We start from the raw sequence: 13,139 nt of genomic DNA, 5'->3' as shown, positions 1-13,139 counted from the left end.
TGCCGGTCGGGGCCGCGCCCGTCGGACTCGCGCCCGTGGTCGGGGCGGACGTCGGGCCCGCGCCGGTGGTGGGCGCCGTCGTCGGGGTGGGCGCGGTGGCGACGGTCAGCGGGGCGGCCGACGCTCGGCCGAGCGGTGCGCCGTCCTGCAGCAGCTGCACGGTGAGCACGTAGCGGCCCTCGGTCAGCGTGGTCGACGGTGCCAGCACCAGCGTCCCCGAGCCCGGCCCGCGCGCGCCCAGCGGGACGGCGACGGTACCGGTGTCGTCGGTGGTCCGGGTGCTGCCGTCCACGACGAGGGGCTGCCCGGACACCGCGTACACCTGGCCGCCCAGCCGCATGCCCAGCCCGAGGACGGCGGTGTAGTCACCGGCGGGCAGGTTCGTGCTGCTGGTCAGCGACGGGGTCAGCGCGCCGGGGGAGCCGGTCATGCCGGTGAAGGTCCAGCCCACCTGCTGGCTGCCCAGCGCGGCGAGGCCGTCCAGGCTCAGCCGGCCGCCGGTCACCGATCGGCCGGCGAGGGCCGGCACCGGGTCGACGTCGGCCAGCAGCGCCTGCTTGAGCTCCGCGGCGGTCGCGGTGGGCATGAGGCTGCGGTACATCGCGACGGCGGCGGCGACCTCGGGCGCGGCGATCGAGGTGCCGCTGACCAGCCGGTACCCGCCGTCGTACCAGGTGGTGAACACGAGCGTGCCCGGCGCGGCCAGGTCGACCGAGGTGGCCCCCCAGGCGGAGAAGGAGGACAGGGTGTCCGCCGCGGACGAACTGGCCACCGAGATGATCGCGGGGTCCGGGAGGGAAGCCGGGTACATCGGCACGGCGTCGCGGTTCGCGCTGTCGTTGCCGGCCGCGGCGACGACCAGCACACCCCGGGACCCGGCGTAGGCGACCGCCGAGGTCAGTGCCGCGCTGGTCGAGGGCCCGCCCCAGGAGGCGTTGATGACCGTGGCGCCGTGGTCGACGGCGTAGTGGATGGCCTGGGCGCCGAGGTTCATGTCGACCCGGTCCCCGGTGCCGATGACCAACGGCATGATCGTGACCCCGGGTGCCACCCCGGCGGAGCCGATGCCGTTGCCCGCCCGCGCCGCGATGACGCCGCTCACGCTGACCCCGTGCGAGCCGCTGTCGGTCGCATCCGTGATCGGGGCGTTGCGGGTGAAGTCCCACCCGTTGCAGTCCCCGGCCAGCCCGTTGCCGTCGACGTCGGCCGTCCCGCAGGGCTCGGCGGGGTTGCTCCACAGCGCGCCGGCCATGTCGGGGTGGTCCAGGTCGTAGCCGGAGTCGAGCACGGCCACCACCTCGCCGGCGCCGAGGGTGGACGCCCAGCCGGCGGTGGCGTCGAGGTCGGCGTCCCGGATGCCGCTCTGGTTGTAGAAGTTGCTGCCGGTGTTCTCCAGGTTCCAGCCGTAGGTCGACCAGTAGGGGTCGGTGGGGTCGACGAATAGCTCTCCCGAGACCGACGGCTCCACGCTCAGCACCCCGGGGATCGCCGACAGCCCGGTGGGGTCGGCGGACTCGGTGGCCACCAGGACGGTGCCGTCGAACAGCGGCTGGGCGTTGACCACCCCCGGGACCGCCGCCGCGGCGGTGACCAGCGCGGCCGGGTCCGCGGTGCCGAGCACCCAGCGGCTCAGCCCGTCCCCGGGCCCCCAGCCCTCGGCGACCGGGACGTCGGGCAGGCGCAGGGTGTCGGCGACCGCGGCGGCGGCGAAGCCCACCACGATCGTCGCGGCCATGCCCGCCGCGACGACCCGGCGGTCGGTGGTCCAGCTGGTGCGCACGCGTGTCCTCCTGCGGGTGCGCCCGGTGCACACCTCGGGCAGGTCATCGACCACGACGGGCGGCGACCTGAACGGATCCACCCGTCCGGATGAGACGGCGGCCCGAGGGCTACTGGCGCATCGCGGACAGGAAGCCGGTCATCTCCGAGCTGAGCTGCTCGGCCAACCGCGACAGGCCCGTCTGGTCGGCGCCGGCCAGCGAGGCCGAGCCGTCGACGGCGGCCGCGATGCCCTCCACCAGGCCGGTCATCGCCAGCACGGTGTCCCCGACCGAGCTCATCACCGCGGCCACGTCGTCGCAGGAGGCCTGGATGGCCGCGACCTGCTCGGTGACCTTCTCGGTGGCCCGGCCGGTCTGGTCGGCCAGGTCCTTGACCTCGCTGGCCACCACGGCGAACCCGCGGCCGGCCTCCCCGGCGCGGGCGGCCTCGATGGTCGCGTTGAGCGCCAGCAGCCGGGTCTGCCCGGCCACGCTCTCGATCAGCGCGATGACCTGGGCGATCTCCTGGGAGGAACGGGTGAGGGAGTCGATGGTGCCGCGGGCGGCGTCGACCTCCGTGCTGGCCGCACCGGCCGCGCCGGTGAGGCCGGACGCGGTGGCCGACAGCTCGGTGGCGGCGGTGGCCACGCCCTCCGACGTCGCCAGCACCACCGACTCGAACTGGTCGGCGAGCTCCAGCCGGGACGCCGCGGCGGCGTCCACCCGCCCGGCGGAGGCCTTCATCGCGTCGCGGGCGTCGTTGATGGTGGCCGCGCTGCGGCGGAAGGAGCCGGGCAGGCCGGTGAGCAGCACCTTGCGGTGGTAGCGGCCCTCCGAGGCCGAGGTCAGCGATGCGCTGGCCTCGCGGACGAAGGCGTCGGACACGTCCAGCACCCGGTTGACCTCGTCGCGCAGCGCGACCAGCTCGGGCACGTCGGCCGACCCGGGGACGGGGACGGCGCGGGCCTCCAGGTCACCGCGGGCGGCGGACGCCAGGTCCTGGGTCAGCTGGCGCACGAACGCGCGGTAGACGGCGAGCTCGGCGGCGTCGGAGGACGACCCGCCACGGGACAGCAGGGCCACGTCAGTTCTCCTCGGCGCCGATGATGGACCAGATGTAGTCCTCGTAGCTGGCGGCCCGTTCGGCCACGAGCCGGGTGAGCAGCTCGGAGGAGGCGGCCACCGCGGCGCGGGCGGTGGGGTGCCGGCGCTCCTCCTCCAGCAGCGCGGTGTACAGCGGCCGGACCTGGGCCAGCGCGCCGGGGGAGGGACGGCGGCGGTTGGAGTGGTAGCCCACGATCGCGCCGCGCTCGTCGAAGGAGGGCGTCACGTGGGCGAGCACCCAGTAGTTCGCGCCGTCCTTGGCCAGGTTGTTGATGTAGGCGAACAGCTCCTGGCCGGCGGAGATGGTGTCCCACAGCAGCGCGAACACCGCCCGCGGCATGTCGGGGTGCCGGATGAGGTTGTGCGGCTGGCCGATGACCTTGTCGAGTGCGTAGGCGCCGACGCGGCAGAACACGTCGTTGGCGTAGGTGATGACGCCGCGGCGGTCGGTCTTGGAGACGATGAGCTCGTCGGCGCCGAAGCTGCGCTCGATGCCGGTCGGTCGTACGGCGGTCCGGCCGCGGGCCGGGGCCTCCAGCGTGGTCATGGGCGTCCCGTCTGGTCTCGGTGGGGTCGCCTCCATCTTCGGTCGATCTGGTTCCGACTTGAGCCGGACCGGGGGTCAGCTCCGGTCGAGGACCACCGGGGGCTCGGCGCCGGCGGCCTCCACCACGGGGCCGTCGTCGGCCGGGGCGGTCAGGCCCGGCACCTCGTCGTCCACCTGGCGGGGCGCGCAGACCAGCCAACCGGTGATGAACAGCCCCGCCACCCCGGCGTAGACCAGCACGAACATGCCGGTGTAGCCGCCGGTCCAGCCGCGCAGCAGACCCACCAGCACCGGGCCGGCCGCCGAGATCGCGTAGCCCCAGCCCTGCACCACCGTCGACAGCGCGTTCACCGTCTGCGGCGTCCGGGCCCGCATGCCCAGCAGCGCCAGCACCATCGCGAACGTGCCCATGCCGCAGCCCAGCAGCGACATCCACAGCCAGGTCAGGGTGAGCGGGGCCAGCAGCAGGCCGGTCCAGCCCGCCAGGTAGCAGGCCATGAACGCCACCAGCATCGGCCGCTGCCACGCCTGGCGGACCGTGCCGACCGGCACCACGGCGTTGAGCGGGATGACGATGAGCGCGTTGACGCCGACCAGCGCGCCCGCGGCCGCGGCGGACATGCCCTCGTCGCGCAGGTACTGCGCCGTCCATCCGACGATGACGTAGGCCTGCATCGCCTGCAGGCCGAAGAAGACCGCCAGCTGCCAGGCCAGCGAGCTGCGCACCAGCAGGCGCAGCCGGACCGCACGGACCGGCCCGCCCGACCCGCCCGACCGCTTCGGGACGGCGAGCCACGGCAGCACCGCGAGGACGGCGAACACCGCCCACACGCCCAGCGCCCACCGCCACCCCTCCGCACCGACCGCAGCCGCGATCGGGGCGGTGGAGACGCTGGCCACCGCGCCACCGATGGCCATCGCGGTGGAGTAGGCGCCGACCAGCAGACCGGTGCGGTGCGGGAACCAGTGCTTGACGATGCCCGGCAGCAGCACGTTGCCCAGCGCCCCGCCGACCATCGTGGCCACGGTGCCGAGCAGGAACAGCCAGAACGAGGGCGCCGCGGCCCGGCCGACGACGCCCAGCGCCATGACCACGAGTGCTGCGGCCAGCACGTGCCCGTCGCGGAACCGGGCGGCCAGCGGCGGGCCGGCGAACCCGATGGCGGCGAAGCACAGCAGCGGCATCGTGGTGATCAGCCCGGCCGCGCCGGAGGAGATGCCCAGGCCCTGCTCGATCTCCTGCAGCACCGGGCCGACGCCGTTGACCGCCGTCCGCAGGTTGAACCCGGTGAGCACCACGGCCACCGCGACGAGCGCCAGCCCCCGTCGGGCGGATCCGGCGGGGGCTGGCGCGGTGGTCACGAGGGTCCATGGTCCACCCGGCCCCGTGGCCCGGGTGGAGCGGGTCAGCTGCGGGAGAAGGCGGCGTCGAAGGCCGCCGACGGCGGGTCGAAGGCCAAGCTCTTGACGAAGGCGAGGGCTTCGGGGGCGCCGACGAGGCGGTCCATGCCGGCGTCCTCCCACTCCACGGAGATGGGGCCGTCGTAGCCGATGGTGTTGAGCATGCGGAAGCAGGCTTCCCAGGGGACGTCGCCGTGGCCGGTGGAGACGAAGTCCCAGCCGCGGCGGGGGTCGGCCCAGGGCAGGTGGGAGCCCATCCGGCCGTTGCGGCCGTTGCCGACCTGCTTCTTGGCGTCCTTGCAGTCCACGTGGTAGATCCGGTCGCGGAAGTCCCACAGGAACCCGACGGGGTCCAGGTCCTGCCACACGAAGTGGGAGGGGTCCCAGTTCAGCCCGAAGGCCTCGCGGTGACCGATGGCCTCCAGGGCGGCCACCGTCGTCCAGTAGTCGTAGGCGATCTCGCTCGGGTGCACCTCGTGGGCGAAGCGGACGCCGGCTGAGTCGAACTCGTCCAGGATCGGGTTCCACCGGTCGGCGAAGTGGGCGTACCCCGCGGCCACCATCGACTCGGGCACCGGGGGGAACATGGCCACGGTCTTCCAGATCGAGGAGCCGGTGAAGCCGACCACGGTGGAGACGCCGAGGGCCTTGGCGGCGTGGGCGGTGGCCTTCATCTCCTGCGCGGCGCGGCGGCGCACGCCCTCGGGGTCGCCGTCGCCCCACACGCGGGGGTCGACCATGTTCTGGTGCCGGGCGTCGATCGGGTCGTCGCACACGGCCTGGCCGTTGAGGTGGTTGGAGATGGTCCACACCTGCAGGCCGTGCTGCTCGAGCAGGTCGGTCTTGCCCCTCAGGTAGGCGTCGTCCTCGGTGGCGCGCACGACGTCGAGGTGGTCGCCCCAGCAGGCGATCTCCAGGCCGTCGTAGCCCCAGCCTGCGGCCAGTTCGCAGACCTCGGCGAAGGGCAGGTCGGCCCACTGGCCGGTGAACAGGGTGATGGGGCGGGGCATCAGTGAGCTCCTTCGATCGGGGTCCAGGCGGAGTTCTGGGTGGCGCTGCGGCTCACGGTGTCCAGCACCCGCTGCACCGCCAGGCCCTCGGCGAAGGACGGCGTGGGCTGGGTGCCCTCGGCCAGGGCGTGCACTAGGTCGACGACCTGGTGGGTGAAGCCGTGCTCGTAGCCCAGCCCGTGCCCGGCCGGCCACCACGCACCCACGTAGGGGTGGCCGGGCTCGGTGACCACGATCCGGCGGAAGCCGGCGGTCTCGTCGGGGTCGGCGCCGTCGAAGAAGTGCAGGACGTTCATGTCCTCGAAGTCGAAGGCCAGGCTGCCGGCCGAGCCGTTGACCTCGATCCGGATGGCGTTCTTGCGCCCGAGGGCGAACCGGGTGGCCTCGAAGGTCGCCAGCCCGCCGCCGGAGAACCGGGCCAGGAACAGCGCCGCGTCGTCCACCGTCACCGTGCCCGTGCCCTCACCCCCGACCCCGCCCAGGCTGCCGGTCGAGGCGGGCAGGGGGCGTTCCTTGACGAAGGTCTCCAGCACCGCCGACACGCCGGTGATGGTCTCCCCGGTGATGTGCTGGGTCAGGTCGACCACGTGGGCACCGATGTCGCCCAGCGCACCGGAGCCGGCCCGCTCGCCCTCCAGCCGCCAGGACATCGGCGCCTGCGGGTCGGCGATCCAGTCCTGCAGGTAGGCCGCGCGGACGTGCCGGACCTGGCCGATCCGGCCCTGCTGCACCAGCTGGCGGGCCAGCGCGATCGCCGGCACCCGCCGGTAGGTGAACCCGACCATCGCGAACACGCCCCGCTCGGCGGCGCGGGCCGCAGCGGCGGCCATGTCCTGGGCCTCGGCGACGGAGTTGGCCAGCGGCTTCTCGCACAGCACGTGCTTGCCCGCCTCCAACGCCGCGATCGCGATCTGCGCGTGGGTGTCACCGGGGGTGCAGACGTCGACCAGGTCCACGTCGTCGCGGGTGATGACCTCCCGCCAGTCGGTCGCCGACTCGGCCCAGCCCAGGCGGTCGGCGGCCGCGGTGGTGCGCTCGGCGTCCCGGCCGACCACCACGGCCATCTCCGGGGACAGCGGGAGGTCGAAGAAGCGGGGGGCGGTGCGCCAGGCCTGCGAGTGGGCGGCGCCCATGAACGCGTGGCCGACCATGGCGACGCGGAGGGGGGTGGGCATGCGGTCCTTCCTTCCGGGGGGGCCGGGGCTGCACGGCACGGGCCGCGCAGCCCCGGAGGGCGATCAGGACTCGAACGCGCTGTCGATGTACTGGTCGACGTTGTCCGCGGTCACGACGGGCGCGGCGAGCTTGATCTCGCGGGGCACCTCGACGTCGGTCAGGTCGGACAGGCCCTTGTCCTGGGCGAGCAGGCGGGCGAGCCGGACGCCGTCCGCGGCCTGGCTGGCCGGGTAGATGACGGTGGCCTGCAGGACGGAGTCACCGTCCTGGATGCTGCGCATGGCGTTGGCGGAGCCGGCGCCGCCGACCATGAAGAACTCGTCGCGGCCGGCGTTGGTGATGGCGGCCAGGACGCCGATGCCCTGGTCGTCGTCGTGGTTCCAGATGGCGTCGATCTGCGGGGCGGCCTGCAGCAGGTTGGCCGTGACCTCCTCGCCGGACTCGACGGTGAACTCCGCGGCGACCCGGTTGTCGACGTCCAGGCCGCACTCGGCGAGCGCGTCGGAGAAGCCCTGGCTGCGGTCCTGGGTCAGCGGCAGGGAGTCGATGCCGGCGATCTCGGCGACGACGGCGTCGGGCTGGTCGCCCAGCTGCTCGCAGATGTACTGGCCGGCGGAGATGCCCATGCCGTAGTTGTCGCCGAGCACGGTGACGCGGGCGGCGTTCGGGTCGCTGAACTCGCGGTCGACGTTGATGACCGGGATGCCGGCCTGCATCGCCTCCAGCGCGATCGGGGTCATCGCGGCGCCGTCGAAGGGCAGCAGGACGATCGCGTCGACGCCGTCGTTGATGAAGGTCTCGACCTGGCTGATCTGCGCGCTCACGTCGTTGGTGCCCTCGGCCACGCGCAGCTCGACGTCCTCGTACCGCTCGGCCTCGGCCTGCGCGGCCGCGGTGATCTGGGCCATCCAACCGTGGTCGGCGGCGGGGGCGGAGAACCCGATCACGACGGTGTCGCCGGTCTCGTCGTTGGAGCTGGCGGCGTTGTTGCCGCCGTTGCCGGAGCCGGTGGCCTCGGGGGTGTTGCCGGTGCAGCCGGTGACCAGGGCAGCGGCGCCGACGACGGCGATGGTGGTGGTCAACAGGCGACGGTGCCGTGCGGACATGCGGGTTCTCCTCGGGGTGGTGGGGCGGGGGGGCTCGGGTGGGGCGGGGAGGGCAGGGGTCAGGACGCGGGGACGCCGGGGCTGGCGCCCGCGGGGGCGCCGTCCCCGGCGGTGGGGGGCGCGCTCGCGGGGGAGCGGCGCTGCTTGCGGCCGGCCGCGACCCGCTGCTGCAGCAGGACGGCGGCGACGATGATCACGCCCTTGGCCACGGCCTGGGCGGAGCTGGAGAGGTTGTTCAGCGTGAACACGTTGCTCAGCGCCGTGAAGATCAGGACGCCGAGGACGGTGCCCACGATGGTGCCGCGGCCGCCGATGAGCAGCGTCCCGCCGATGACGACGGCGGCGATGGCGTCGAGCTCGAGCAGCGTGCCGTGCGTGGAGCTGCCGGTGGTGGTGCGGGCCATCAGCATGACCGCGGCGATGCCGCAGGTGATGCCGGAGAGCACGTAGAGCGCGACCGTGTGCCGCTGCACCCGGATGCCGGCCAGCCGGGCGGCCTCGGCGTTGCCGCCGACCGCGAACGTGCGCCGGCCGAACGTCGTCCGGTTGAGCAGCACCCACCCGAGGACGGCGACCAGCGCGAAGATCCAGACCAGGGTCGGGATGCCCAGCGGCGAGCCGGAGAAGAACCGCAGGAAGTCCTGGTCCTGCACGATCTGGGTGCGCCGGTTGGCGATGATCTCGGCCAGGCCCCGGGCGGCGGCGAGCATGGCCAGGGTGGCGATGAACGCGACGAGCTTGCCGTAGGCGATGACCACGCCGTTGATCAGCCCGGCCACACCGCCGACCAGCAGGGCGGTGCCGACCATGAGGATCCAGTGGGTGTCCTCGGCGAGGGCCTGGGTGGCCAGCGTGGTGGCCCACACCGACGACAGCGCGACCAGGGCACCGACCGACAGGTCGATCCCGCCGCCGATGATCACGAAGGTCATGCCCACGCTGACCACACCGGTGACCGCGGCCAGCCGCAGGATGGTGAGCAGGTTGTCGGTGCTGGCGAACCGGTCACCGGCGGTCGCGATGCCGACCACGCAGAGGATCACCAGGGCGATCACCAGCCCGGCGTTGCGGCCGGCCGGGCCGGAGAGGAGCCCGCTCGCGACGGAGCGCCGGGGCGACCCGGCCGCGGTGGGCCGTGCCTGGGTGGTGGGGGTGCTCATGCCGCGTCGTCCTCGCTCCGGGTGGGGGTGCCCTGCATGACCAGGTCCAGGACCTGGTGCTCGTCCAGTTCGGTGGCCGGCCGGTCGGCCAGCACGCGGCCCTCGGCCAGCACGAGGACCCGGTCGGCCAGGCCGAGGACCTCGGGGATCTCGCTGCTGACCACGACGACGGCGACACCGCGGTCGGCCAGCGCGCGGATCAGCGCGTAGATCTCCGACCGGGCGCCGACGTCCACGCCGCGGGTGGGCTCGTCCAGCAGCAGCACCCGGCACTCGCGCAGCAGCCAGCGGGCCAGCACCACCTTCTGCTGGTTGCCGCCGGACAGCGTCCGCACCTCGCGCTCGACGTCGACCGGGCGCAGGTCCAGGGCCTCGGTCTGCTCGCGGGCAGCGCGCTTCTCCCCGCCCACGGACAGGAAGCCGCCGCGGGCGAAGCGGGTCAGGCTGGAGAGGGTGATGTTGCGGTAGATGGGGTCACCGAGCAGCAGCGCCTGGCTCTTGCGCTCCTCGGGGGCCAGCCCGACGCCGGCGCCGACAGCGGCGGCGACGTCGCCGGGGCGCAGCGCCCGGCCGTCGACCCGGACCTCGCCGCTGGTGGGCCGGCGGGCGCCGTAGACGGCCTCGAGCACCTCGGAGCGGCCCGAACCCACCAGCCCCGCCAGGCCGAGGATCTCCCCGGGTGCCACGGTGAAGGAGACGTCCTCGACGTGTCCGGGGACGGTGACGTGCTCGACCTCCAGCAGCGGCGCGGCGGTGACCGCGGCGCGATCGGTGCGCTGGGGGAAGACGTACTCGATGGTGCGGCCGGTCATCAGCGAGATGACCTCGCGGGTCGGGGTGTCCCGGGCGGGCAGCCCGGTGGCCACCGTCCGGCCGTCCTTGATGACGGTGATCCGGTCGCCGACCTCGCGGATCTCCTCGAGCCGGTGGGAGATGTAGACGACGGCCACGCCGTCGGCGGTGAGGTCGCGGACGACGCCGAACAGGCTCTCGACCTCCTCGTTGTCCAGCACCGCGGAGGGCTCGTCCATGACGATGAGGCGGGCGTCCTGGGACAGGGCCCGGGCCATGCTCACCATCTGCTGGCTGGCCGCCGACAGCGCGCCGACCTCGGTGCCGGGGCGGATCTCGGGGTGGCCGAGCCGGTCGAGCAGAGCGGCCGTGGCCCGCTGGGCGGTGGCCGGGCGGGCCAGCCCGAAACGCGAGCGCTCCCGGCCGAGGAAGACGTTGTCGGCCACGGTCAGGCCGGGGACCAGGTCGAGCTCCTGGTAGATCGTGGCGATGCCCAGCCGCATGGCCGCCTGCGGGTCGGTGAGCCGCACGGGCTCGCCCTCCCAGCGGATCTGGCCCTCGTCGGGCTGGTGCGCGCCGGCCAGGACCTTGATCAGGGTCGACTTGCCGGCGCCGTTCTGGCCGAGCAGGCAGTGCACCTCGCCGGCCCGGACGTCGAGGTCGACGCCGCCGAGGGCGCGCACCCCGGGGAAGGTCTTGACGATCCCCTGCATCTGCAGGAGAGGTCCGTCGCCGTGCGCCACGCCGCTGCCCTCCGTTGGGCGGACCGTTTGCACTTATGCGCAAAGGTGAGCGTTAGTCCGCTCAGCGAGAACCTATGGGTGGCGCACAGCTGTGGTCAAGGTCTCGACGTGCTGTTACCGAAACGAGATCGGCTGGGCGAGGTCAGGACAGGACGGTGCGGACGCCGTCGTCGTCCAGGCAGGCCTCGACGGCCATCAACGCGGCACCCACCCGGCCGGACAGCTCCGGCGCGGCGCTGAGCTCCACGGCGAGGGTGCGGGCGGCCAGCGGCATCGCCCGGGCGTAGACCGACTCGCGGATGCCGGACAGCAGGGGCAACCCGGCGTGGGCGACCCCGCCGGTGACCACGATCCGGTGCGGGTTGAAGAAGTTCACCAGCGACGCCAGCACCGTGCCGATGGTGCGCCCGGCCTGGCGGACCAGCTCCAGCGCCGGCCCGTCACCGCGGGCAGCCAGGCCGACGACGTCGCGGGTCGAGGTCACCGGCAGGCCCGCGGCCAGCGCGTCGCGCAGCAGCGACGCCCCGCTGGCCAGCGCCTCCAGGCAGTTGGTGTTCCCGCAGCGGCACAGCACCGTGCGGCCGTCGGGGGCGGGGACGTGGATGTGCCCGATGTCCCCGGCGCTGCCCTGGGCGCCGCGGTACACCCGGCCCTCGACGACCACCCCGCAGCCCACGCCGGTGCCCACCTTGACCACCAGGACGTCGAGGTCCGAGCCGGTCACGCCCATCTCGCCCAGCGCCATGACGTTCACGTCGTTGTCCACCACCACGGGCACCGGCCAGCGCTCGAACGCCTCCGGGATCGGGTGGTCGTGCCAACCCGGCATGATCGGCGGGTGCGACGGCCGGCCGGTCGAGAACTCCACCGGCCCCGGCACCCCCACCCCGACCGCGCGGACGTCGGCGTCGGCCAGCCCGGCGGCGGCCAGCACCTCGTCCCCCAGCCGCACCGCCTCGGCGAGCACGGCGTGCGGGCCCTCGGCGATGTCCATCGGGTGGCCGGCGGTGGCCAGCACCCGGGCCGACAGGTCGGTGACGGCGACGTCGACGCTGGTCACCCCGAGGTCGACGGCCAGCACGCAGCCGGCGCGGCTGTTGAACTGCAGCAGGGTCGGCGGCCGGCCCCCGGTGCTGTCCCCGCGCCCGCCCTCCAGCAGCAGGTCGGCGCCGATCAGCTGGTCGACCCGGCTGCTGATGGTGTTGCGCGAGGCGCCGGTCAGCGCGGCGAGCTCGGCCCGGCTGCTGGCCCGCCCGGCGCGCACGTGCTGCAGCAGCGCGGCCGGCGACGCGGAGACCGACGGCTGCTGGACCACGCGCGACATGGTGGCACGGGCCCCCGCGGGGGTCTCAGCGCATCGCCCGCCGGGGGACCGGGGGCAGGGTGCCCGGGACCCGCCGCCACAGCCAACGCTGCACCGCCAGCGTGGCGAGGGCGGCCAGCAGCAGCCCGGCCAGGTTGATCCCCAGCTGGGCAGCCGCCTCCCCGAGCTCGCCGCGGCCGCCCAGGGCCAGCGACAGGGCGATGTCACCGGCGGCCGGGACGGTGGTGACCGAGATGAACACACCCACCAGCGCACCGGACTTGGCCGACGTCAGGGACAGCACGCCGGCGACGCCGGCCAGCACCGCGATCACGACCGACCAGCGGTCGGGCTGGGTGATGAAGCCGGTCGCCGGTCGGTCGGCCGCCAGCACCTCGGTGCCGAACCAGCCGGCGACCCGGCCGAGCGCGGCGACCGCCGTGGTCACCCCGATGGCGATGCAGAACCCGGCGGCCAGGGCGAGCGCAGCCGACCGGGCGACCGAGGGCCGGCCGTGCACGACGGACACGGCCAGCGCCGCGATGGGGGCGAAGTCGGGTCCGAGCACCATCGCGCCGATCACCAGGATGGCCGAGTCGTTGACGATGGCCACGGCCGCGAGCATGGTGGCGATGGTCAGGAACGCCACGAACGACACCGACAGCGAGCTGTCCGAGGCGGTCGTGCGGATCACCTGCTCCCAGACCACCGCGTCGGCGCCGTCGCCGGGTGCGCGCTCCTCGGCGACCTCGGCGCTGTGGGACACCGCGGCGTCCACGGACTCCAGGGCGATGCCGCCGTCCCGGTCGACCCCCAGGTCCCGCAGCGCCACGATCAGCCCGTCGGCCGACTCCCGTGCCACGTCGGCCAGGAAGAGGTCCCCCTCGGGTGCCACCGACCCGCCGCGGACGAGGGCCAGGTGCGCCGTCCCCGGGTCGGCGCCGAACAGCTCGCGGACCTGCTCGGTGCGGTCGGGCGGGCAGGTGACCCGGAGATGCAGCAGCACGGGACGTTTGTACAGGTCCGGCGGCTGTCGG

11 protein-coding genes are annotated in these 13,139 nt (G+C 74.1%); all 11 read right to left on the bottom strand.

All coding sequences use genetic code 11. The features are described 5' to 3' along the window. The coding region (locus NH342_RS11105) for a S8 family serine peptidase (protein WP_253014802.1) at positions 1-1,780 on the bottom strand (1,780 nt) is incomplete at its 3' end. A gap of 109 nt (positions 1,781-1,889) precedes the next feature. Further along, on the bottom strand, positions 1,890-2,843 hold the full coding sequence (locus tag NH342_RS11100; RefSeq protein ID WP_253014800.1) for a methyl-accepting chemotaxis protein: 954 nt from the start codon (positions 2,841-2,843) through the stop codon (positions 1,890-1,892). 1 nt (position 2,844) lies between these two features. Beyond that, on the bottom strand, positions 2,845-3,411 hold the full coding sequence (locus NH342_RS11095) for a PAS domain-containing protein (RefSeq protein WP_253014798.1): 567 nt from the start codon (positions 3,409-3,411) through the stop codon (positions 2,845-2,847). A gap of 75 nt (positions 3,412-3,486) precedes the next feature. Further along, entirely contained in the window at positions 3,487-4,773 is a 1,287-nt protein-coding gene (locus tag NH342_RS11090; RefSeq protein WP_253014795.1) for an MFS transporter, read from the bottom strand. A 44-nt stretch (positions 4,774-4,817) separates the two neighbouring features. Further along, complete coding sequence (locus tag NH342_RS11085) at positions 4,818-5,822, bottom strand: sugar phosphate isomerase/epimerase (protein ID WP_253014793.1); 1,005 nt, start codon at positions 5,820-5,822, stop codon at positions 4,818-4,820. Beyond that, on the bottom strand, positions 5,822-6,997 hold the full coding sequence (locus NH342_RS11080; RefSeq protein ID WP_253014791.1) for a Gfo/Idh/MocA family protein: 1,176 nt from the start codon (positions 6,995-6,997) through the stop codon (positions 5,822-5,824). The genes NH342_RS11085 and NH342_RS11080 overlap by 1 nt, the downstream gene beginning before the upstream one ends. 63 nt (positions 6,998-7,060) lie before the next feature. Further along, entirely contained in the window at positions 7,061-8,080 is a 1,020-nt protein-coding gene (locus tag NH342_RS11075) for a substrate-binding domain-containing protein (protein ID WP_253014789.1), read from the bottom strand. 83 nt (positions 8,081-8,163) lie between these two features. Beyond that, a complete protein-coding gene (locus tag NH342_RS11070; RefSeq protein WP_253014787.1) occupies positions 8,164-9,264 on the bottom strand; it encodes an ABC transporter permease in 1,101 nt (366 codons plus the stop codon). Further along, complete coding sequence (locus tag NH342_RS11065; RefSeq protein ID WP_253014785.1) at positions 9,261-10,769, bottom strand: sugar ABC transporter ATP-binding protein; 1,509 nt, start codon at positions 10,767-10,769, stop codon at positions 9,261-9,263. Before NH342_RS11065 ends, NH342_RS11070 begins: the two co-directional genes overlap by 4 nt. Before the next feature lie 172 nt (positions 10,770-10,941). After that, on the bottom strand, positions 10,942-12,114 hold the full coding sequence (locus tag NH342_RS11060) for an ROK family protein (protein WP_253014783.1): 1,173 nt from the start codon (positions 12,112-12,114) through the stop codon (positions 10,942-10,944). A gap of 34 nt (positions 12,115-12,148) precedes the next feature. Beyond that, positions 12,149-13,108, bottom strand: coding sequence for a DUF389 domain-containing protein (locus NH342_RS11055; protein WP_253014781.1), 960 nt, complete (start codon positions 13,106-13,108; stop codon positions 12,149-12,151). Between the last annotated feature and the right edge of the window lie 31 nt (positions 13,109-13,139).

Source organism: Klenkia sp. PcliD-1-E (genome assembly GCF_024124375.1).
Lineage (GTDB): Bacteria > Actinomycetota > Actinomycetes > Mycobacteriales > Geodermatophilaceae > Klenkia.
This window is presented reverse-complemented; position numbering and strand designations above follow the sequence as displayed.